The organism is Helicobacter sp. MIT 99-5507 (assembly GCF_003364295.1).
Classification (GTDB): Bacteria; Campylobacterota; Campylobacteria; order Campylobacterales; family Helicobacteraceae; genus NHYM01.
Genome location: NZ_NXLO01000002.1, coordinates 141,870 through 165,396, shown reverse-complemented (window position 1 = coordinate 165,396; position 23,527 = coordinate 141,870). Strand labels below are relative to the sequence as shown.

The following is a 23,527-nucleotide window of genomic DNA, read 5'->3' as shown; positions in this document are numbered from 1 at the left end:
AGTTGATTAAAACAGATATTTGGATTCTTATTGCAAATGAGATTTATATAAAATATTTATATATTCTCTTGCACTTTTTTCCCAGCTAAAATTTTTAGCATTTTTTAACCCCATTTCTATTAGTTTTTCTGCAATATTATTTTCTTCAAATTCTATTATTTTCTCATAAAGACTATTTTTTATATCTGGATTGAAATACAAAGCACATTCTTTGCATACTTCTTTGATACTACTAAATGGAGTTGTTATTACAGGTGTGCCAAGTGCCATAGATTCCAATGGTGGCAAACCAAAACCTTCAAATTTTGATGGATAGATTAGAGCTTTTGCGTGTTTTATTAATTTTTTTAATTCCATCTCATTTACATAGCCACTTTGTGTTAAGATTCCTAATTCCATTGCTTTTTGTGATAAGAATCTAAAATATGGTGAAAAATATCGTATTTCGCCTACAAAAATAATCTTTCTATTTAGTCTAATAAAAGTTTCTAATAAATTATCCAAACCTTTTCTAGGATCATATCCACCCACATAAATATAATAATCACCTCTATTTTTACTTGGTATTTCTATCTTATCTATTCCATGAGGTAATACATGTATTTCTTTAGTAACTTTGAAGTGTTTTTGTATTTGTGTTTTTGAATACAAGCTTGGAGTGAGTATTATTTTTGCTAGTTTTATTTGCTTTTTTATATTTTGTTTATATTTAAAAGTTCGCAATGGATTTTTATCTAGTATTAGTGGCAAAACATCGTGTATCATTAAAACATTATTACTGAAATTTGGCAAGATTCCGCCATTTTGATGATAATGTAAATAATCACAAGATTCTAATGATTTATTCCACCCCCCCCCATTTAAGTCTATAAAAGTGTATTTAAACCCTAAATTTAGATTTATTTTTTTATTATTATTTGTAAATAGGATTATTTCTGCATCTTTTATATGTTTTATTAGATTGATTAAGCTTTTTGCTATGCCTGTATGCGGAGATGTAAGGGCATTTGCTTCAAATGCTATTTTCATTTTGTGCCTTCATTAAGTAAATTTTTTGCATTGTTTGCTATTTCTTTATCTGTTGCTATATCAAAATATTTAAATTGCATGCCACTTTGGCGAATCCCTTTTAAAATATCCCCGCTATTTCTATATTTCAAATCTAGCTCTGCAATCTCAAAGCCATTATTTGTTTTTATAAAATCATTCAACCTTGCTCTTTTTGCTTCATTTGTATATAAAAAGCAGAATCCTTTTGCTCCATTTCTGCTTACCCTGCCTCTTAGTTGGTGTAATGTAGCAAATCCAAGTCTCTCCGCCCCAACAATAATAATTGTTGATAATCTAGGAAGAGAGATACCCACTTCAAATAATGTAGTTGCAATCAAAATATCACCATTATCTCTAAAAGAATCAATGATTTCTTCTTTATTTTTATCTTTGCCATGCGTTGAATAAACATTTTTAAAATTTTTTTGCCAAAATGGCAAGCCTTCTTCTATGGATTGATATGCTATTGTATTGCTTTGTTCTACTAATGGATATATTATTGCAATTTGCATATGTTTTTTAATCTCTTCTTTTATATGTGCTATTAATGTACTAAAGTCATCTTTTGTAATAATTTTGCTTGTGATATCTTTTTTGAATGGTAAATCTTTTATAGTGCAAAAATCAACTATATTAGATTCTATTAATGCCATTGTGCGTGGTATTGGTGTAGCAGAAAATTGAATGCTATGCGGTTTTTTGCCATCAATTTCTAGCATTTTTTCTATCGTCATTCTTTGATTTGTCCCAAATCTATGTTGTTCATCGGTCATAAATAGACTAAAAGATGAAATATCCTTATACAAAAGTGAATGTGTTCCTATCAAAAAATCACAATCTACAATCTGATTGTCCTTGATGGCAAGTCCTACACTGATATTTTTTGGTAAGAATTTTATTGCTTCATTATATATTTGACTTGCAAGTATTGTTGTTGGTGCAAGAAGTATAGATTTTTTTGGATAAGCCATCATTACACAAGAGAGGATTACAATAGTCTTTCCACAGCCTACATCACCCATAACAACACATCTAGTAGCAATTTTAGAATCCAGCTTTTTGCTTAGATAATCAATACATTTTTCTTGACCATTTGTAAGAGAAAAAGGAAGAGATTTTATAAAACTTTTATAATCCCCATTTAAAATACTTGTAGCTTCAAAAAAGTATCTTTTTTTGCGTAATTCACTCATATAATAATATATTTCTACAAATTTAATCGCCTCAAGATATTTACCAAAAAGTCCATTATTTTTATTAAATTCATCTAGATAAAATATATCAGATTCTGGGTGAAAAATGCTAAATATTGATTTTTTTATTTCATCATCAAAATTTAGAGTGTTTAAATTTTCTTGTGAGATAATTTCTCTAAAAATATTATTAAGATTTTTTATTCTTGTTGTAGCAAAATTCAAAGTGATTTGATTGATATTTGTAGTAATTCTTGGCTGGACAATGGTATAGATTCCATATTTGTATTCAAATTTTCCAAAAATATACATTTCTTTATTTTGAATAAAAATTTTATTGTGATATGGTTTTGGATTAAATATTATTATCTCTAGATTCTCATCTAAATCTAGCATATATGCTTGGAATTTAAGTGTTTTACCAAATCCTGCTTTAGAATTTATGATTATTTTTACTGCACCTTCATTTGTAGAATATTTATTTAGAGATTTTAGAATTGTTGTATTTGTATATGATTTTGGAGTGTATAAAATGGCTTCAAATAGGTTGTTTATACCTATTTTAGCTAATCTATTCATTTATCAATCACTATGCTAAAGCTCAAATTATTTATTTCTTTATGTGATTTTATATATTTATTAAGTTCATCTAATGTCAAATCTTTTATTTTTTGTATCAATGTTTTGTCATAATCTAGTGGTAAATTACGATAGAAATTTATATATTTTTTGCTAAGTCTGCTACTTAGTGTCTCATCGCTTAATACTCTTGAGCCAAGAATATATGATTTTGCATCATCTAGCTCTTGTTTTGTTACATTCCCTTTTAAAAAGTCCGCAATAGTTTCTTTTATAGCTTTGATTGCTTCATCTTTATTTTCTAATTTTGTTTGTAAATATCCAAAAGTACTTGAACTAACATTATCTATTGAATTATAAAAATATGCCGAATAAGCAAGCCCTCTTTTTACTCTTATTTCTTCCATCATTCTTGAGCCAAATCCGCTTGCACCCATGATAAAGCTCATTATCTGCGCTTTGTGTAATTCATCTTCATAGTTTTTAAAATCAAATGGTGAGCCAAAATAAATATATGCTTGTTTTGTTGGTTTTGTATCTATTATTTCTTTAGAATCTGCGTTTGGATAGTATTTTGTGCTAGTATATTTTGTGCCATTTTCTAGAATCTCTAGAATCTTTTTTAGTTGTATTTTTGTTTTTTCTATATCCAAGTCACCGCCTATAAGTATTACTGCATTATTTAACAATAATTTATCGCTTAAAAATTCCTCTACATCACTTAAATTTATTTTTTCTATATCATCTATAGTGCCTATTTTTGTTTTAGCAAGCGGTGTTCCTTTGAATAAAATAGATTTTAGATTTTTTTGTGCGATATAATCAAAATCATTTTCTTTAGATAATAAATATCCGCTTAATATCAATTTTGTTTGTTCTAGCGCTTCATTGGTTAGATTTGGATTTGCTATAAGTTCGCCTAATAATTCAATAGCCTTATCTTGTTCTTCTTTCAAAAATTCAATGCTAAGAGATATATTTTCATAGCTATTATTTACATTTAAATTTATTGCTCTTTTTTCTAATTCTTGTGCAAAGCCGTATTCTCCTCTTTTTTTACTACCTCTATCTAACATCGTTGCACTAAATGAGGATAATCCAGTCTTTTTTTCATTTAAACTTCCAGCTCCATTAAATATAATCTCAATAAATCCTATAGGTAAAATATTTGATATTTCTTGAATAATTGGAATCTTGCTATTATTTACTTCCATATAAGTTATTTCATTCATATTATTTCCTTTTGTTAGTCCAATAATTAGTATAAAAATAAATAAAATTCGCAAAAATCGCCCCCTAACACATTTTTAAGATATTATAGGCAGTATCTCTTATGGCAGGTATTTCACCCGCATCTACAATGAGATTTATTAGCTCTTGTGTATTTGCACTATTTTTTGTCCCTGCACTTGATACGACATTTTCTTCCATCATCGTGCTTCCTAGGTCATTTGCTCCAAAATGAAGTGCTAATTGTCCTACAAATTGCCCTTGTGTTACCCAAGAACTTTGAATATTTTTAAAATTATCAAGATAGATTCTACTTGCACTAAGAAGTCTTAAATATCTATTTGATGATGCTTTTTTGATATGTGGAATCTCTCTTTGAAGTGGTGTATTATCTGGTTGAAAACTCCATAAGATAAATGCTCTAAATCCACCGGTTTCATCTTGTAAATCTCTAATCTTATTAAAATGCTCTACTATATCGCTATCATCTTCGATACTTCCAAACATCATTGTTGCTGTTGTTTTCATATCAAGATAGTGAGCTTGTCTATGTATTTCTATCCATTCATCAGAATCTAGTTTTTTTGGTGCAATAACATCTCTTACTCTATCGCTTAATATTTCAGCTCCAGCACCAGGAATCGAGCTAAGCCCAGCTTTTTTTAATGCTTGCAGTGTTTCTTTTATGGATACTTTTGAAAGTTTTGCTATATAATCAATCTCAATAGCACTAAATCCATGTATCGTGATGTTGGGATATTTTTGGTGTATATGTCGGACTAAATCTTCATACCACTCAAGTTTTAGACTTGGATGCACGCCACCTTGGAATAATATCTGCGTCCCACCAATTGCGATTAATTCATCAATCTTAGAATCTATTTCTTCAAAACTAAGTATATAAGCGCTATCTTCATTTATTTTTCGCTTAAAGGCGCAAAACTTGCAATCAACCCAGCATATATTTGTGTAATTTATATTTCTATCAATGATAAATGTAGTAATATTATCGCTATGAAGCTCTTTTTTTATTTCATAGGCTCTTTTGCCTAATTCTTTTAGTGGTGTTGTTTTTATCTCTTGCAATATTTCATCATTATTAACTCTTTTCATAAATATTCCTTGTTATAGCTAGAATCTTGTTCCCATTGTAAATTCAAAGCTAGATGTATTATCACCTTCTTTTGGATTGATGGCAAATGGAAATACAAATACAAGAGGACCTATTGGCGATACCCACTCAAGTGCCAATCCCCATGACATTCTATCTATTTCATTAAATTTATCTCTACCAATCATCCCATAATCAAAAAAGGCAGCAATTCTCATATTTATAGCACTTAAAAATCCATAGCTAGCTTCTATTGAGTTTGCAAAAATATATCTTCCACCAATTCTTAAACCATTTGTATCTCTAGGTGTTAGAGAATATGTTTCATATCCTCTAACCGTGCCAATACCGCCCATATAAAATGTATTTGTAATCGGCACACCTTTTATACCTTTATTACCGATTTCACCAAAGATTCCACCAATTTGTGCTTTATATCTAAGGATCAAATCAAAATCAATTAAATTTTGTAGATGATAATATAATCCAGCTTTTCCAAATAATTTTATATATTTTGCATTTCCACCAAGTCCTGCAAATTCTGAGCTAGCCTCTAGTATCGCACCATTTTTTGGGAAATAATAATCATCTGTATTATCAAAATAAAGTCCAGGTGTAATCGAGCTTTTTAAAACACCATTTATTGGAAAATAATTAGCATATAACAATCCACCTTGTGCTTGATCCTCAAAATCACTAATTCTAGTTTTTGAAAGCTCATATACCACATTTGCAGCTAGAGTGTCTGTAAGATTTCTTCCAAAAGATATATTAAATCCAGTTGAAGTTTCTATATAGTCATAATTATTAAAATAACTTTGATAAAGATTAATAGAAGAGCTATATTCTGAATCTAGGATTCTAGGATTTGTAATTCCAATATTAAATAGTTGTGTATATTTACTATAATTGACATAAAATTGTGTGCTTATTCCTGTGCCAAATAGATTTCTTTCTTTTAGTGAGGCATTTACCATTAGCTTATCATAGCTTCCATAGCCAAGTCCAAACATAATTTCGCCTGTTCGCCCTTCTACTACTTCAACTAATAAATTCATAGAAGTTTCATCAACTCTAATCTCTGATATTTGGACTTTATCAAAAAAACCCGTTCTACGAAGAGCATTTTCACTTTTTCTTATATCTGTTATACTATATATATCACCTGGGGCGATAAGTATTTCTCTTCTTATGATTCTATCTGCACTAACGGTATTTCCTGTGACTATAACATTGTTTATATGGACTTTTTTGCCTATATCTACGCTAAAGATGACTTTGACTTCCGCATTTTCTTCATTTTTATCCAAATCTGGCAGGATTCTTGCATATGCATATCCTTGATCCATTATATGTGATCGTAGAATCTCAATGTCATTTCTAACACTTTCTATATTGAAATATTCACCTTCTTTGATTTTTATTAATTCTTCTAGTGTGGTAATAGGAAAAATATCATCAGTATCGTCATTTTTTCTAATTTCAACACCATTTACTTTATATCTTTTTCCTTCTATTACTTTATATATAAGAGTTGCATCATAATTTAAAAAGTTTGCATTTACTAGGGGATTTGAAATGACTGCGTCAAGATATCCTTTTCTCATATAAACATCTTGGATTCTAAGATTGTCAAATTCTAATTCTTTTAGTTTTAACTCACCATTACTCCACCAAGGAAGCCAGCCTAGCCAACTATGCCTTTCTCTATTTGCACTAAGGGATTCTATTTCATCTTTAGGGAGCGTAGCGCCTTCATAATATGACTTTCTAATGATGATATTTTCACCTTTATTTACATTAAATATAAGACTTATAGAATCTTCGATTTTTATATTATCGACTTCTACTACAGAGCCATATATACCTTTGTCTTCTAGTGTTTTAGTTATGATTTCTTTTGCATATTGTTCTTTGTATATATCATAAGTATCGCCTCTTTTAATATTGATTAATTTTTCAATCTCTGTTGTTTCTTTTTCGTTGCCATAGCCTTTTATTTCTATATTATTAATGGTTGGTTTTTCTTTGAAGTAGAAGTTTAGATTTCCATTGTTGTCATCAAAAGTTACATATATATCATCAAAATAATCTTGTTTATAAAATGCAATGATTGCTTGATTGACTTTTTCTTTATCTAATTCATCGCCAACTTTAATATTAGCAATCTCATTTGCTATTAAATATGACATCCTAATTAAGCCATTGTATGTTATTGACTTTATCTCACTTGCAAATACAATAGAATTTAATAAGCAAATTAGAGTGATAATTCTCATTTAAGTTTTATTTCCTTGAGATGCTAGCATTTATGATATCTAGCTATAAAAATATTGAAAAAAATAATTATAATTTTTAAAAGCTATAATTCTACTACATAATATTTAAGGAATAATTTAAAAGGATTAAAAATGAAAGCAGGAATCATAGGACTTGGTCTTATGGGCGGAAGCTTGGGATTGGCTCTAAAAGAAAGCTCATTATTTAGTCTTATTGTAGGTGATGATTCAAATCCTGTGCATAGAAGACAGGCTATTTATCTTGGACTTGTAGATGAATGCCTTGATTTTAAAGGGATTTTAGATTGTGATGTGATTTTTTTATGCACTCCTGTAGATTCTATTGTAGAGATTATAAAGAATATTAAAAATCTAAGAGATGATCAATTAGTGATTGATTTTGGTGGAGTTAAAAAAGAGATTGTAAAATCTATCCCACAATCATTAAGAAATAATTTTGTTAGTTTGCACCCGATGTGTGGCACAGAAAATTTTGGACCAAAAGCAGCTTTTAAGGACTTATATAAAAATCAAATTATGATTTTTGTAGATATTGCAAAAAGCGGACAATATCAGCTAAATTTAGCTAGAGAAATTTGTATGAAACTTGGTATGAATATAATCAAAATGGATAGCAAAGACCACGATAGACATACAGCATTTATTAGCCACATGCCACATATTTTAAGCTATGCTTTAGCAAATGCAGTTTTAAAGCAAGAGAATCCTCAAGATATTGTAGCTATTGCTGGCGGTGGCTTTAAAGGAATGAGTAGGATTAGTAAAAGTAGCGGAGTGATGTGGTCTGCAATAGCAAAGCAAAATAAAGATAATCTATTAGAATCTATTGATACGATATTAGATGAACTTTGTTATGCAAAAAAATTGATTGAGAATAATCAATTTGATGAATTGAAAGATTGGATGATTAGTGCTAATAAATTAAGAGAGATTCTCTAAAATGCGGAGGTTTTTCTATAATCTGAATGGAATACTTAGATATTTAGCACCAAAAATCTTATTTGATAAACATAAATATTTAGATAAGGTAGAGCAAAGAAGCGATTATAAATACATCATTGATAGAGTGAATTATTACAATAAATTGGATTCTAAAATTGATATGCAAGTAGAGTGGGGTTGTAATAAGAAAATTGCAATTAAAGATTATAAAATACCAAAAAAGCTAATCAATTACTTTTATGATAGTTATGAATATTTGGTATATTTTCCTAAAGATTTAGAATTTATTTTAGAGAGTGGAGATGTAAATTATGATCTTTCATATCCTGCACTTACAAAATCTCGTCCTATAGATTCCAATAATAAAAATAACATACTTTTAAACCTAGATAAAATAAGGCATTTTAGCTTTATAGAAGATAAGATCCCATTTTATAAAAAAGATGATATTTTGTATTTTCGAGGGGGCGTATATCAAGAACATCGTATTAGGTTTTTAAATAAATATTTTCATGATGATAGATGTGATTTAGGACATGTAGGAAGCATTGGAGAATCTAATAAAGATTTTATCAAGCCAAAATCAAGCAAGAAAGAACATTTAAAACATAAATTTATTTTATCATTAGAAGGAAATGATGTAGCAAGCAATCTAAAATGGATTATGAATAGCAATTCTATCGCGGTGATGCCAAAACCAAAATTTGAGACTTGGTTTATGGAGGGGAGATTAAAAGGAGATTATCATTATATTGAGATTGATGATGATTATAATAATGTATTTGAAAAAATTGATTATTATAAAAACAACCCAGAATTAGCAGAAAAAATCATCAATAATGCAAATTCTTATTGTAAAGAATTTATGGATAAAAAGAGAGAAATTATAATATCACTTTTAGTTTTAGAGAAATATTTTAAATTTACTAATTAAGGGTTATTTATGATTTTTCTTATAGCATTTATTGGGGCTATTACACCGGGACCCGATATTTTACTCATACTTCAAACTACGCTTAGATTCGGGATAAAAAAAGCACTAATTACATTGTTTGGTATTGCAAGTGGATGGATTTTTTATCTAGCAATTTTATATTTTGGTTTTGTAAATTTTTTTACAAGCAATTTTGCTCAAATTGTGTTAAGTATATTTGGGGTTATTTATCTTTTGTATCTTAGTTTTTTACTATATAAAAATGATAACAATTTAGATTTCAAAGATTCTAAAATAGTTGGTGGATATAAAAGAGGTTTATTTATAAATCTCTCAAATCCAAAGGCAATTTTATTTTTTAGTATTATTGTTGCTCCATATATGGATAAAAATATGCTATTTAATCTAACACTTTTATTTTTAGGATTGTTTAGTTCATTTTTATTAGTAATTTTTATTGCTTTGTATTTTAGGGGATTTATAACAAACAAATTATTTAATATAATAGATAAAATTTGTGCATTTATTTTTCTTATATTTGTTGTAATTTTACTTATTAGACTTTTTAGGGATTTATTATGAATATATTAATTACAGGCGGAGGCACAGGCGGACATTTAAGCATTGCTAAGGCACTTGCCATCTCTTGTAAAAATCGTGGGTTTAATATCTATTATATTGGTTCTACTAGCGGTCAAGATAGATTGTGGTTTGAAGATAGTGATATTTTTAAAAATTGTTATTTTTTAGAATCTAGTGGAGTTGTAAATAAGAGAGGCTTTGCGAAATTGAAATCACTTTATTTGCAAGTAAAAGCGATATTTTCAAGTATAACAATTCTAAAAAAATATAAAATTGATGCAGTTATTAGTGTAGGGGGCTTTAGTGCTGGAGGAGCTAGTTTTGCTAGTGTTATAAGCAGAATCCCACTTTTTATTCACGAGCAAAATTCTGTGCTTGGCACATTAAATAAGATCTTATCTCCATTTGCAAAAGCAAAATTTTGCAGTTTTGGCTTGGAGGGTTTTATAAAGACTTCATATCCTATTAATAATGATTTTTTCAAATTTGCAAGAGATAGGCAAAATTTAAATACAATTATTTTTATTGGTGGCTCACAAGGGGCAAGTGCTATTAATGCATTTGCATTAAGTATCGCTAGTGATTTAATAGATAGGAATATAAATATCATTCATCAATGCGGAAAGCTAGAATTTAAACATCTTTTTGATGAATATAAAAATATTGGATTTGATGAGATCAAAAAAAATGATGAAGGTGTGAAATTTATCTCTAAAAATGGTGCTACAATAACCCTATTTAGCTTCACTAAAGAATTGATTAAATATATACAAAAAGCAGATTTTTGTATATCTAGAAGTGGAGCTAGTAGCCTTTGGGAATTGTGTGCAAATAGACTTCCTAGCCTTTTTATACCATATCCTTATGCTGCAAAAAACCATCAATATTTTAATGCTCTATTTTTAGGCGATTTATGTAAAATCACTTTACAAGATAAATTAAATAAAGATGATTTTTTTAACTATATAGATAATTTGAATCTATATGAATCTAGCAAGAATCTAAAAAGCATAATTTCGCCAAATGGCGTAGATGAGATAATTGATGTAATTATTTCAAAGATTAATAAAAAAATTTAATAAAATACAAAAATCCCTGTATTGTTAATGCATTAATTAAATCAATAAAAAATGCTCCAACCAAAGGCACAACGATAAATGCCAAATGGCTTGGACCATAATGATTTGTGATTGTTTGTATATTTACCATAGCAGTTGGCATTGCCCCAAGACCAAATCCACAATGTCCTGCAGACAATACCGCTGCATCATAGTTCTTGCCCATAATCTTAAATGTAATAAACATCGCAAATAATATCATCAAACCAACTTGTGCTATTAGAATCACCAAAATTGGCACAGCAAGGGCTACTAATTGTGATAGATTGATAGTCATTAATGCAAGAGCTAAAAACAAAGATAAGCTTACATTTCCAATCACAGAAACCTCTCTATCAAATACTTTATGGACTTTTAGTCCTTGCAAGGTATTTCTAACCAATACTCCAATAAATAAACACCAAACAAATGTAGGTAATGAAAATGCAGTATCTTTTAATGTTCCTGCGATTTGTGTCCCAATAAGTAATGGTATTGCAATAAGTGCTAAAGATTCTATAAATGTATCGCTTGTTATTAGTTTTTGTTTTTTTGGTGTTTCAAATAAGCTTTCATCTTTGTAATCATCATCTTTTATTTCATAATCTTTATTTTCTGCAATATCTGGCTTTAGATTGTTTTTGTTTATCAAATATCTAGCTACAGGTCCGCCAATGATTCCGCCCATAATAAGCCCAAATGTAGCTGAAGCAAGAGCTACTTCTTTTGCAGGAGCAAATAAATATGGCTCTTTAATAAATACATCCGCCCACGCAGCACCGGTGCCATGTCCTCCACTCATTGTAATAGATCCACCAAGCAATCCAAGAAGTGGATTTACACCCATAATTTGTGATAATAAAACACCTATTGCATTTTGTGCAAATAGTAGAATCGTTACACAAAATAGAAATATTACTATGATTTTTCCTTGTTTTTTCAATGAAGCAAAATCAGCACTAAGCCCAATTGAAGCAAAAAAAGCAAGCATTAATGGTTCTTTTATGGATTCATCAAATTTTATTTGCACATTAAATTTTATATTTAGTATAAATAATATAATAGCAGCAATAATCCCACCTACAACAGATTCTGGTATATTGTATTTGTGAAAAAATGCAATCCTTTTTATGATAAATCTACCGATAAGTAGCACAGCAACCATACACACTAAAGTAGCATAAAAATTAAGTTCCATAAATAATTTCCTAACTTAAAATTTATAAAAATAATTATAACTTTATAGAGATTATTTTTGAATTGATTTTAGAGTTTGATATTTTTAGTTATATTAAGTGAGATAATTTTTAATAACAAAAAGTAACAATAAAGATAAATATAAAGTTTTAGATTCTAGCTTAAGCTAGAATCTTTAAGAAGGTTGTTTAGAATTTCACTGCTCCAGTTGTAGCAAGATGGATTATTCTATTTGATCCACTTGGATAAGATTCTTTTAGTGCTTTACAAAATGTCCCAGCATTTCCGTGATTAGATAGATTGATATTTTCAGGTTTAAATTGTAGATTACCAGTTGTAGTATCTAGCACTATTACTGCTCCACAGCCACCAGTTGTATTTGTTGATCCTCCATTTTGTGTTACATTTCCAATTGGTTGGATCCCATTGTTTCCATTTGCACCATTTCCACCAACTTGCCATCTACCTCGATCAAGTCCTCCTGTATCTATCATCCAATCACCCCATGAACTAAATCCAGTAGGAGTTGATGCTGTAGGGTCTAGATTTTCTGCAAAGACTCTTGCAGGGATTGCTTTTAGTGTAGAGGCAATATCACTTCTTGCCATTGCCACTTGTGCATCTGTCCTTGTTGTTACAAATCTAGGCACAGCCACTGCTGCCAAAACTCCTAGTATAACGATAACAAAAACCAATTCAATCATTGAGAAACCACTTCTTTTCATTCTAAACTCCTTGTGAAATAAAATTTCTTTTAACTCTAGTAGAGTAAAAGTAAATAGAATTTAAACATTTTTTTTTTGAATATTTCCTTAAAAGAAAATTATCTATTTGTATATTTTTTTTAGGTATTTGATATTTGAACTAGCATTTAAAAGTAGCATATCAGCGATGATTAATGCAAGCATGGATTCTGCGACTACACTACCACGCACTGCGATACATGGATCATGTCTGCCTTTTAGGTTTAAAATCCTCTCTTCATTCGTTGTTGATATCGTTTTTTGTGGTTTGAAAATACTAGGAGTTGGCTTGAAATGGACTTTTATTATTATTTCATCACCATTGCTAATCCCTCCAAGGATTCCACCGCTATTATTGCTTAGAAAGGCATTTTTTGTAATTTCATCATTATTTTGGCTTCCAAAGATTTTTGAGGATTCTATGCCATTTCCAATTTCAACTGCCTTTACTCCATTTAATCCAAGCATTAAATTACCGATTGCAGAATCTAGCTTGTAATAAAGTGGCTCACCAAGTCCAATAGGTACATTAGATGCACAAAGTAGAGCAACCCCGCCAATACTATCATGATTTTTCTTTGCTTTACTTATCAATTCTTTTTGTTCTTGTTCTGTATCAATATCTAGGCTTTTTATGTCACTTTTTAGGGCATAATCAAAATCTATATTTTTACACTCACACCCACCAATGCTGTATATTCCACTTTTTATTTTTATATTAAATTCATTTAGTAACAATTTTGCAAATGCTCCGCTTGCTACTCTTGCTACGCTCTCCCTTGCGCTACTTCGCCCACCACCACGATAATCTCTAATATCATATTTATAAAAATATGTAAAATCAGCGTGACTAGGGCGGAATAAATCTTTTATATCATCATAATCGCTACTTTTTGTATTATTGTTTTTTATAAAGATTCCAATCGGTGTCCCTGTAGTATATCCTTCAAATACACCGCTTAATATTTCTATTGTGTCGCTTTCTTTGCGTTGTGTTGAATATAGATTTAATCCACCTTTTCTTCTATCTATTTCATGTTGTATAAAGTCTAAATCTACTTTTATATTTGAGGGCATACCATCGATAATACAGCCAATACCGCTTCCATGAGATTCTCCAAAAGTGCTAATCCTTAGCCTCTCTCCAAAAGTATTCATATCTAAAACCTTTCTTTAGTTTTTTTTAGTTTCTCATATGCAGCTTTTGCACAGGCTTGCTCGGCTTCTTTTTTGCTTTTACCATTTTTTGTAGCATATTCTATGCCATTTATTACTATTTTCATTGTAAAGACTTTATTATGGTCTGGACCACTTGAATCTATAAGAATATATTCTGGTATCAAGCTGCAAATGCTTTGTGTTAGCTCTTGAAGTAATGTTTTATAATCTTTAAATAAATTTTCTGGATTTAATTTTTTATATACTTTTTCTATAAGAGCATAACTTATCTTTTTTGCATTATTTATATTGCTATCTAAATATACTGCCCCAATGAGCGCTTCTAGGGCATTTGATAAAATAGAAGGCTTATCTTTACCATTATTTTTGATTTCTGCATTTGAAATAAAGAGATAATCTCCTAGATTTATTGCTCTTGCTAGTTTTGCAAAACTTGCTTCATTTACCATGCTAGCACGAAGTTTTGTCAAATCTCCTTCATTGCTTTTTGGTAGCTTTTTATATACATATTCACCAATTAGCAAATCAAGCACCGCATCACCTAAAAACTCTAATCTCTCATTATTTCTATTTTTATCATAACTTTTATGTGTTAAAGATTCTAATAAGAGATTTTTATTTTTAAAATTATATTTGATACTATTTTGCAATTTCTCTAGTGATTCTTTATTTTCTTCGTATAAGTTTTTCATTTTATACCTTTAATAGAATCTTTTAAAATCAATGCTTGTTCTTTTGCTATTTTATCGCATTGTTCATTTTCTATATGTCCATTATGGCCTTTTACCCATCTAGTTTTTATTTTGTGGAGTTTTGAGATTTGCATATATGAAAGCCAAAGTTCTTTATTTTTTACATTTTTAAAATCTTTTCTTATCCAATTTTCAAGCCAAGAATTGATAGATTCACAAACATATTTAGAATCGCTTACAATCTCCACATCGCAAGGCTCTTTTAATGCTTTTAACCCTTCTATCACAGCAGTTAGTTCCATTTTGTTATTTGTTGTATTTATTAATGAGCCTTTTAGTATTTTTTCATTATTTTTATATCGCAAAATTGCACACCAACCACCAAATCCTGGATTGCCAAGCGATGAACCATCACAAAAGAGAGTAATTTTTTTCATTGTTTAATTCCATGATTTCTAGGATAAGATTGACTTTGCCTAGTTCTGAACAATTAGGACATCTAAATACCTCAAATGGATAAACCCCTTGGCATGAGCTACAACGATATTTAAATCCTAGATTTGCAATTTTATTAGAATATTTATTTATCACTCTAAGAGATTCAAGCTCAAAAATATCACATTTTTCATCATCATCAATAATACCTTTTGCGCGATAAATATCTAGAATCTGTTTATTATTTTTTAGTAAATCTAGAGGTGGATTTTCTATATTCCATAAAATATCAATATAATTAGAAATATTTTTACTCTCAAGCATAATCTCCCAGAATCTTTGAATATTATATGTTTTAAAGTAGTTTAGTATGATTTTTTCTGTGATTTTGCTTGTTTTATTGATATGTAAAATCTCAATCTCTCTTTTGTCTAATGGCATTAAACTATCATTTATTAGTATTAAGATTTGTATATATTTTTTTATTTTATCTACTTTTTCATCAAGTTCTTCAAGGCAAGATATCACAGATAAAGCATTTTTATATTCACCTAGAATCTCATAAGTCTGCACTAATAATAATAATACTTTTGGATTTCGTGGATTATTTTTTAGAATCTCAATAAATATATTTTTTGCTCTTTGCATAAATCCAGCTTTGTAATATGTCATTCCAAGCGATTCTAAAACTTGTATTTTTTCTCCAAGATTCTGTGTTTTATCAAGCATGGTTAGATACATTTTTATTGCTTGCTCAAAATTTCCATTTTGCACATATATATTTGCTATAAAAGTAAGTGTAGAAATAGGATATTTTGATACATCCAATAAATCTCTTATTTTTTCATCAGTGCCATAGTTTTCAAAATTTTTTGCAAAATCAATTAGGTTTTGTTTTTTTGTCTTTTGTTTGTATTTGTTTTTTGTGTAATCAGCAATAGCAACTAAAGTGATTATTGCAATAATAATCATAATGCTAAATAGTGGGTCTTTATAAATTAGTGAAAAATAATCCAAAAAAAGTTATCTCCAATTTATTAAAATTATTGCATTATATCTAAAGTTATGGGGCTTGTTTAATCACTTAAAAGTTAAAGAGAGTTTGTGGCTTTAAAGCCACAATAAAGTTTATAAAGAGTTATTTTGCAGCTTCTAATGCAGCATTATAGTTTGGTTCATTTGTTATTTCATCACAAATTTCTACATAAACTACTTTGCCATTTTTATCCACCACAATAACTGCTCTTGTAAGTAGTCCTTCTAGTGGAGAATCTTCTATTAATAGACCATAAGCTTTGCCAAATTCTTTTTTTGTAAAGTCACTTAATGTATTTAGATTTTTTATATCATTTGTGCTACAGAATCTATCTTGTGCAAATGGTAAATCCATAGAAACTACATTGATTTCTACTCCACTTAATTTTTCAGCATTTTTATTAAATGTTTTTGCCTGAATTGAGCATACAGGTGTATCAAGACTTGGCACTACATTTATAATTTGGATTTTATCTTTTTTGCCTCCAACTTGGATGGAACTTAAATCTTTTGCTTTTAAAAAAATCGCTGGTGCGTTATCGCCTACTTTGATTTGATTTGCAGATAATGTTACTTCATTTCCTTTAAATTTTACCTTCATAATTGTTCCTTTATTGTTGTTTTAGGGTAAGATTATAACTGAAAATATTAGATTTATTAGCAAAGGAAAATACTTTGGGCAAAAAAAGTTACCTTTTGGATACATCTATAATATTAGATGATATAGAAAATTTAATCTATCTTTATGATGGTGGTGAAAATGATATTTTCATTTCAGAGATTGTTTTAGAAGAATTAGATAAGAAAAAAGATCTTCAAAATGAGCTTGGCTATTTTAGTAGAGAATTTTTTCGTGCAATTAATTCAAATGATGCGATTAAGCATCAAAAAGATTCTCTTCAAAATGATATGATTTATAGAATGAATTTTAAAAATAAGTTAGTAGAATTGCCGCTTTATGTGATTTATCGCCCGATATATAAAACAAAAAATCTTGATTATGGTCTAAATGATGGCAGAATCTTAGAGATTGCAAAAGATTATAATTTTATTTTACTTACAAATGATGTATCATTAAAGATAAAAGCCCTTTCTCAAGGTATAAAAGCAGAATCTATTTTTAGAAATATGGTTGAAAATCCAAGTGATATAGAATTTTTGTTTAAGTTAAATTTGCATAAAGATTCTAGTTTGAGCGATTTAGAATCTAGCAAATCTTTTAATACTTTAAAAGATTGGAGCATTATTGAGCTTTTAGAAGAAGATAATACAGATAGTTCGCTTTATCTTACAGGTAAAAAGCATTTTGGTTTTAAGATTGATGGAAAGTTTGAAAGTCAAAATCTCGATTTGATACTAGAAGAAAACTCGCCATATATTCGCCCAATAAACTTAGAACAAAAATTATTATATGCGCTACTTATAAATCCAAAAAATAAAGTAAGTATTGTTACAGGTAGCACAGGTAGTGGAAAAACATTGATGGCATTGCAGGCTGGAATCACTCTAGTAAAAAAGGGTGTTGTAGATGGAATAATTTATATGCGAAATACCATAACTTCAAATGATAAAGAAGCAGAGCTTGGATATAGAAAGGGCGATGAAAGCCAAAAGCTAAATTATTTTATGTATCCGCTTTATAGTGCTATTAATTTTACGATTGATAAACTTCAAGAAAGTTCGCTTGCAAAGAGGATTGAATATAGCGGTGATGTGAATACAATAGAAAAAAGAGATGCTACAGAATATTTTATAAAAAAGCATAATATCGAAGTGATGGATATAGCACATGCAAGAGGTGTGAGCATTGCTAGAAAGTTTGTAATCTTTGATGAAGCGCAAAATGCTCAAGATTCTACCATTAAGCTTATTGGCACTAGGATTGCACAAGATTGTAAAATCGTATTTTTAGGTGATTGGAAACAGATAGACCATCCATATTTAAGCAAGTTTAGAAATGGTGCAGTTACGCTTTTGCAAAAAGCACAAAATAGTGATTTTATAAGTGGAATCCAGCTTAAAAATACGATTAGAAGCGATATTGCACAATGGTTTGAAGAAAATATGTAATTATTCTTTGAATTCTTTAAAATATTCTATTTCTATATCATATAGCTCATATCTTATATTTTTAAATATGAGATAATCACCAAGACTAGAATCTAGCTTTAAGATTTCTTCTATCACTCTTGCACTCTCTTGTGAGCGTTTAAAATTTGCAATACTAATATCTTTTAGATTCTTTCTTGTTGCTTCGCTATTATTACTTTGTTTTGATACATCATTTTTGATATCTCGATAATGTAATAAATCTGTATTTATTCTTGCTTTGTGTCGAAGTTCTTTTAATCTTTTGGAAAGTGTTTTGCTATTTAGAGAATATCGCGTAATATCTTCTACTACGCGTATTCCTTCTCTTAGCCTATTTAAGTTGGCATCGAGGATTCTATATATCATTCTCTATTCAAAGATAGTAATTGCAATAAAGAGATAAATAGATTTAATACATCCAAATATAGACTAATTGCAGCCATTATCGGGCTATCATATCTTCCTCTTATGATATTTTGCGTATCGTATGCGATATATAAGCTAAATACGATAGCACCAACAGCAGCTATTATCACTTGGAGTAGGGGATTGCCTAAAAATATATTTACCAAACTAGCAATAACAATAACAACCAATGCTACAAATAGTATTTTTCCCATATTTGCTAAATCTTTTGTAGTCTTTAATGCAAAAAATGACATAACACCAAAAATAATTGTTGTCATCAATAATGCTTGAGCTACGATACTAGCACCACCTTGCAATCCTAACACACTAGCAAGTAATGGCACAAGTGTGACTCCTGTAATAAAAGTAAATGCAAATAATAGCATCACATTTACAATAGGCTTTGATTTTAGAAAAATAAGCCCTAATAATAATGCAAATTCTACTATGACAAGTCCAAAGAATACGCCCTTAGTCATATAAGATACAAACCCCATTCCAATATAAGCACCGATTGTAGCAAATAGCACTGATGCTGCAAAAAATTTATAAGTTTGTTTTACAAAATTAACAAGAGTATTTTCACTAGTTTCAACCGCTATGTCAGCATCTCTAGTGTAATTTCTATCATATAAAGACATTTAATTCTCCTTTTTTTCAAAACTTTTTGTTTTGGTAAATATTATTATACTATGAATTTAATTAAATTGCCCTATTTAATCTCATTGCATTTACTACAACACTAATTGAGCTTAGACCCATAGCAACCCCTGCAATCATAGGATTTAGTGATAGATTTATTCCAAAGATGTGTGGAATCCCAAGTGCAATAGGAATAGCACAAATATTATAAATAAAAGCAAATGCAAGATTCTCTTTTATATTTAAAATTGTTTTTCTAGATAGCAAAATTGCATTATAAATATTATTTAAATTTGAATTTAGCAGTAAAATATCAGCTTGTTTGATTGCTATATCATTTGCAGCTGCTAGTGAGATTCCAATATCTGCCTTTTTTAATGCAAGTGTATCATTTATACCATCACCAACAAATGCAACTTTTTTATTTTCCTTTTGTAAATTTTCTATAAATTCTAGCTTTTCATTTGGTAATTTTGAGTGATGATAGTTTTTAATGCCACACTCTTTTGCTACCCTTTGCACGCACTCAAATGTATCTCCACTTAAAATAATACTTTGGATATGGATAGATTCTAGGTTTGATATCAATTCTTTTGCATTCTCTCGCATAGAATCTCTTATTTCAAAAATAGCACATAAGATTCCATCTATTGATACAAATACCGAGCTATATTTAGAATCTAGATTACAATCTGCATCTACAAATCTTGCATTTCCTATTTTTATGGTTTTATTGTCTATTATGCCACTTATTCCGCTACCTATCGTAGTTTTTATATCACTTGCTTCTACTTGTTTGTCAATATTTTTAGATGAAATAAAATCTACCAAGGCTTTTGCTATTATATGCTCACTTTTAGATTCTATGGCATAAATGTAAGATAGAAGATCATTAGAATCTATAATATTTTTATTAATGAAATTTACTACTTCTAAATTTCCATTTGTAAGAGTTCCTGTTTTATCAAATACTACTACATCAATCCCGCCTAATTTCTCCAAGCTCTCTCCACTTTTGAAATATATAGCTTTTTTTGAAGCCTTATTTGTAGCTACAAGTATGCTAAGTGGTGTAGCAAGCCCAAGTGCGCAAGGACAAGAAATAAGTAATGTTGAAGTAAGTATGATAAAAGAAAAGTGTAAATCCCCTTTTGTTAAATACCAGCAAATCGCCCCAGCTAATGCAATAAAAATCACAGTAGGCACAAAATAAGCAGATACGATATCAGCTATCCTAGCAATTGGTGCTTTTTTTATCCCTTGCATTAGACTTATGATTTTTCCTATTGTAGAATCTGCAGCTTTTGTGCTTACTTGTAAGAAAAATTGTTCGCCATGATTTATACTACCACTTAAAACTATTTCACCTTTTTGCTTTTCTATCTTTTTGCTCTCACCTGTAATTAGGCTTGTATCAAGAATGCAATTATCATTTAGCAAGATTCCATCAAGGCTTACAAAAGATCCTTTTGGAATAGAGATAATTTCACCTATATTAATATCATTTATATTTGTTTGTATAATTGTGTTATTTTCATATTTTAATGCGCTTTTAGGAGTTAAATTTATAAGAGAATCTAGCACACTTTTTGCATTGGTTGTGGCATTATTTTCAAGCCTTTTTCCTAACATAATAACTGCAATAATTACTCCAGCACTCTCAAAATATATATTATGCAATAGTGAATGAATTTCTTGATTTGAATATAAAATAATCATATACAAGCTATACAAGATAGCAGAACTACTGCCAAGCATGATAAGAGAATCCATATTTGGCACCATTTTTATTAATGATAAGAATCCTCTCTTAAATATTTGTGAGCTTGCATAAAGTATAGGAAGTAGTAATATTATTTCAATAATACAAATTAGTAATTCATTTTCTATATCAAAAAACATACTTCCCATCGAGATGATAAAAAGTGGAATAGCAAAAATGATTGCAAGTAGATATTTGTTATTTTTATCATTATTAGAATCTGTATTTTGTGTTTTATTTGCTTTATATCCTAGTTTTTCTATTTGGTTTATGATAGTTTGTGTATTTGCTAGATTCTCATCATATACGATAAATGCCTTTTTATTTATTAGATCAACTTCAATTTTTTCTATAAAATTTTTTCTATTTAGCGATCTCTCAATTGAGCTAGAACAAGCTGCACAGCTCATCCCATCAATCTTTAATCTTAATTCTTTCATTTTTGTCTCCAAAATTTGCTTATATTTTGTAGCTATACTCTAATGAAAATATGATATTTTTTTTAATAATTACATCTTTTGTGTATATTGTATAAAATGGTATTACAAGTCCTACATCAATAGCGTTTCTTCCAAATTGTTTGCTTAAACCAAGATTTACATTTAAGCCTTGTGATAAAAATTTTTGACTTTTATAATATTCACCACCATATCCAAGTCCAGCATAGATATGAAAAACTTTAAGATTAAGCAAAAAATCAATATTTCCGCTAAAAGTCAATGTATTTGGATTTGAGTTAGCAAGTGGTATTGCACTGCCTATATTAGCATAGATTCTAATTGCATTTAGATTTATATACCTAAAATACCCAAGCTTTGCGTATAAATCTAGTGATATTTGCCTTTTTTCATCATAAGCATATAAGTCTATTCCTCCACCAATTCCAAGTAAAAAATAATCAAGTCTAGTAGGATTTATTTGATAACCACTCAATCTATTATTAGCTTGACTATTTTGTGCGATTTCTCTTCTACTATAATCATACTCTTGTTGTAGTTTAGTAGGTCGTTGCTGCTTGTATATAGATGATGGGTGTAATTTTTTGTGTGGCTCTTGCTTTAATGGAGGGTCTTGTAGCTTATCATAGTTTGTATCATAATCATCCAATCTATAATAACTACTATTTGCATTTAGATTGCTACTAGCAAAAAGAATAAATATAAAAAATATTATTTTATACTTTATTACATTGTCCATTATTTGAACCATATATCAAGCCACTTGGTGATATGCATATGGTGGCTGTTTGTTTTTGTCTTTTTAAAGTGATTTTTATGCTACTACTTAATCTTTGTGGTAGAGTTATATTAGCTCCAGCAACATTTACTTTGCCACAATATGGCAATCCTTTGTTATCAAAATAAACTCTTGCTGTTCCATTTTCGTTGCAATTTTGTGGCAATTCTATGCTATCAATTGTAACATCGTATGTTTCTTGTAATCTTACTTCTTTTGCTATATTGTTTTTACACTCATTTGGTAGATTGTTTTCACTATATCCACTTAAGCATGCTCTATTTTGTGGGTCTTTTGCTATTAGATCCCCACTCATTGGTCTTCCATCAAAATTTGTAGTCCCTGCATTTCTTGCAGTATCTGCATATATACTATAACTATTTTTAACCGTGTTACCATTTAAGTGAAATTGGACTTGCCACATACCTGCTTGCCAATATTGAGCTTGTTGATTTGTGTATGAGGATAAACTACTATCTTGCATAGCAAAGTATCTATCATCAGTTTGTGCTAATGATTTTGCATATTTTATATTTTGTATCATGTAATCAGCAGCTTGTTGAAGCTTTGTTTGTGGTATATACATAACAGACACTGCCGCCATAACACCAAGCATAACCACAACAAATACCATTTCTAGCATAGTAAATGCTTTTCTCATGACATCTCCTTTTTATGATAACAATCTATTATTTTAATATAAATCTTGTAATTATATCCAATTCGTTAATTTATTATTAACTTAATAATAAATTTGTATCTTATTATTATTTTAAAGTATATAAATTCTAAAAATAGGTAGATTTTATTAGTTATTGAAATAACTTATCGTATCATGAAAAGATCTTGAATTTTAAATATGGTGTATTATTTATCTCTGCTTGTAATTCTCTATATTCAAGCATTTGTTTATAGGATTTTGTCACCTCTAAACAACCTGTAAAATCACCATAATCACATGCAAGTTCCATGATATTAATTACTTCTTGTGCTAGATTGCCTATTTGCATATTATGTCCTGCCTCTCTATCGCATTTGTCATCACATCCAATAGCAAGTTCTTCAATAGAATCATATATATCCATATTT

23 protein-coding genes are annotated in these 23,527 nt (G+C 29.1%); 5 read left to right on the top strand and 18 right to left on the bottom strand.

The genetic code is table 11. The annotated features are described in order from the left end of the window. Window positions 1-27 precede the first annotated feature (27 nt). From CQA42_RS03360 to bamA, 5 genes are all read right to left on the bottom strand, one after another. Entirely contained in the window at window positions 28-1,029 is a 1,002-nt protein-coding gene (locus CQA42_RS03360; protein ID WP_115583283.1) for a glycosyltransferase family 1 protein, read from the bottom strand. Next, on the bottom strand, window positions 1,026-2,822 hold the full coding sequence (gene recG, locus CQA42_RS03355) for an ATP-dependent DNA helicase RecG (RefSeq protein ID WP_115583282.1): 1,797 nt from the start codon (window positions 2,820-2,822) through the stop codon (window positions 1,026-1,028). Before recG ends, CQA42_RS03360 begins: the two co-directional genes overlap by 4 nt. Then, complete coding sequence (locus CQA42_RS03350; protein WP_115583281.1) at window positions 2,819-4,054, bottom strand: pitrilysin family protein; 1,236 nt, start codon at window positions 4,052-4,054, stop codon at window positions 2,819-2,821. Before CQA42_RS03350 ends, recG begins: the two co-directional genes overlap by 4 nt. A 64-nt stretch (window positions 4,055-4,118) precedes the next feature. After that, window positions 4,119-5,165, bottom strand: coding sequence for a dehypoxanthine futalosine cyclase (locus tag CQA42_RS03345; RefSeq protein ID WP_115583280.1), 1,047 nt, complete (start codon window positions 5,163-5,165; stop codon window positions 4,119-4,121). 18 nt (window positions 5,166-5,183) lie between these two features. After that, a complete protein-coding gene (gene bamA / locus CQA42_RS03340) occupies window positions 5,184-7,442 on the bottom strand; it encodes an outer membrane protein assembly factor BamA (RefSeq protein WP_115583279.1) in 2,259 nt (752 codons plus the stop codon). 132 nt (window positions 7,443-7,574) lie between these two features. Here bamA and CQA42_RS03335 point away from each other — a divergent pair, with 132 nt between their 5' ends. From CQA42_RS03335 to CQA42_RS03320, 4 genes are read left to right on the top strand one after another with little or no spacing between them, the layout of a single operon-like run. Next, window positions 7,575-8,402, top strand: a complete 828-nt coding sequence (locus CQA42_RS03335) for a prephenate dehydrogenase (protein ID WP_115583278.1) — start codon at window positions 7,575-7,577, stop codon at window positions 8,400-8,402. Between the two features lies 1 nt (window position 8,403). Continuing rightward, on the top strand, window positions 8,404-9,339 hold the full coding sequence (locus CQA42_RS03330; RefSeq protein WP_115583277.1) for a glycosyl transferase family 90: 936 nt from the start codon (window positions 8,404-8,406) through the stop codon (window positions 9,337-9,339). A 9-nt stretch (window positions 9,340-9,348) separates the two neighbouring features. Beyond that, a complete protein-coding gene (locus CQA42_RS03325) occupies window positions 9,349-9,921 on the top strand; it encodes a LysE family translocator (RefSeq protein WP_115583276.1) in 573 nt (190 codons plus the stop codon). Beyond that, window positions 9,918-11,000, top strand: a complete 1,083-nt coding sequence (locus tag CQA42_RS03320; protein WP_115583275.1) for a UDP-N-acetylglucosamine--N-acetylmuramyl-(pentapeptide) pyrophosphoryl-undecaprenol N-acetylglucosamine transferase — start codon at window positions 9,918-9,920, stop codon at window positions 10,998-11,000. Before CQA42_RS03325 ends, CQA42_RS03320 begins: the two co-directional genes overlap by 4 nt. On the opposite strand, the gene gltS is transcribed toward CQA42_RS03320, so the two are convergent. The 7 genes from gltS to tpx form a co-directional block, all read right to left on the bottom strand. Next, window positions 10,984-12,216 carry a sodium/glutamate symporter gene (gltS, locus tag CQA42_RS03315; protein WP_115583274.1) on the bottom strand — a complete coding sequence of 411 codons (1,233 nt, stop codon included), beginning with the start codon at window positions 12,214-12,216 and terminating at the stop codon, window positions 10,984-10,986. The genes CQA42_RS03320 and gltS overlap by 17 nt on opposite strands. Before the next feature lie 187 nt (window positions 12,217-12,403). After that, on the bottom strand, window positions 12,404-12,940 hold the full coding sequence (locus CQA42_RS03310) for a type II secretion system protein (protein WP_115583273.1): 537 nt from the start codon (window positions 12,938-12,940) through the stop codon (window positions 12,404-12,406). A 102-nt stretch (window positions 12,941-13,042) separates the two neighbouring features. Beyond that, entirely contained in the window at window positions 13,043-14,116 is a 1,074-nt protein-coding gene (gene aroC, locus CQA42_RS03305; RefSeq protein ID WP_115583272.1) for a chorismate synthase, read from the bottom strand. Between the two features lie 2 nt (window positions 14,117-14,118). Then, complete coding sequence (rnc, locus tag CQA42_RS03300) at window positions 14,119-14,829, bottom strand: ribonuclease III (RefSeq protein WP_115583271.1); 711 nt, start codon at window positions 14,827-14,829, stop codon at window positions 14,119-14,121. Then, window positions 14,826-15,266, bottom strand: a complete 441-nt coding sequence (gene rnhA / locus CQA42_RS03295) for a ribonuclease HI (RefSeq protein WP_115583270.1) — start codon at window positions 15,264-15,266, stop codon at window positions 14,826-14,828. The genes rnc and rnhA overlap by 4 nt, the downstream gene beginning before the upstream one ends. Beyond that, window positions 15,241-16,281 (bottom strand): lipopolysaccharide assembly protein LapB, encoded by a 1,041-nt coding sequence (locus CQA42_RS03290; RefSeq protein WP_115583269.1) that lies wholly within the window; start codon window positions 16,279-16,281, stop codon window positions 15,241-15,243. The genes rnhA and CQA42_RS03290 overlap by 26 nt, the downstream gene beginning before the upstream one ends. 121 nt (window positions 16,282-16,402) lie before the next feature. Further along, on the bottom strand, window positions 16,403-16,903 hold the full coding sequence (gene tpx, locus CQA42_RS03285) for a thiol peroxidase (protein WP_408941434.1): 501 nt from the start codon (window positions 16,901-16,903) through the stop codon (window positions 16,403-16,405). A gap of 92 nt (window positions 16,904-16,995) precedes the next feature. On the opposite strand from tpx, the gene CQA42_RS03280 reads away from it, so the two are divergent. Then, entirely contained in the window at window positions 16,996-18,369 is a 1,374-nt protein-coding gene (locus tag CQA42_RS03280; RefSeq protein ID WP_408941430.1) for a PhoH family protein, read from the top strand. Here the strand turns inward: CQA42_RS03280 and CQA42_RS03275 are convergent, their stop codons facing one another. The 6 genes from CQA42_RS03275 to CQA42_RS03250 form a co-directional block, all read right to left on the bottom strand. Next, a complete protein-coding gene (locus CQA42_RS03275) occupies window positions 18,370-18,756 on the bottom strand; it encodes a thiamine-phosphate pyrophosphorylase (RefSeq protein ID WP_115583266.1) in 387 nt (128 codons plus the stop codon). It lies immediately after the preceding gene. Then, window positions 18,753-19,439 (bottom strand): Bax inhibitor-1/YccA family protein, encoded by a 687-nt coding sequence (locus tag CQA42_RS03270; RefSeq protein ID WP_115583265.1) that lies wholly within the window; start codon window positions 19,437-19,439, stop codon window positions 18,753-18,755. Before CQA42_RS03270 ends, CQA42_RS03275 begins: the two co-directional genes overlap by 4 nt. Before the next feature lie 61 nt (window positions 19,440-19,500). Next, a complete protein-coding gene (locus CQA42_RS03265) occupies window positions 19,501-21,642 on the bottom strand; it encodes a cation-translocating P-type ATPase (protein WP_115583264.1) in 2,142 nt (713 codons plus the stop codon). Window positions 21,643-21,661: 19 nt separating this feature from the next. After that, window positions 21,662-22,399: a hypothetical protein gene (locus tag CQA42_RS03260; RefSeq protein WP_115583263.1), complete on the bottom strand. Its 738-nt coding sequence runs from the start codon at window positions 22,397-22,399 to the stop codon at window positions 21,662-21,664. Further along, on the bottom strand, window positions 22,377-23,099 hold the full coding sequence (locus tag CQA42_RS03255; RefSeq protein ID WP_115583262.1) for a Tfp pilus assembly protein FimT/FimU: 723 nt from the start codon (window positions 23,097-23,099) through the stop codon (window positions 22,377-22,379). The genes CQA42_RS03260 and CQA42_RS03255 overlap by 23 nt, the downstream gene beginning before the upstream one ends. 172 nt (window positions 23,100-23,271) lie before the next feature. After that, the gene (locus CQA42_RS03250) at window positions 23,272-23,523 is read right to left on the bottom strand and encodes a hypothetical protein (protein WP_115583261.1); all 252 of its coding nucleotides are present in this window, start codon (window positions 23,521-23,523) and stop codon (window positions 23,272-23,274) included. Window positions 23,524-23,527 lie beyond the last annotated feature (4 nt).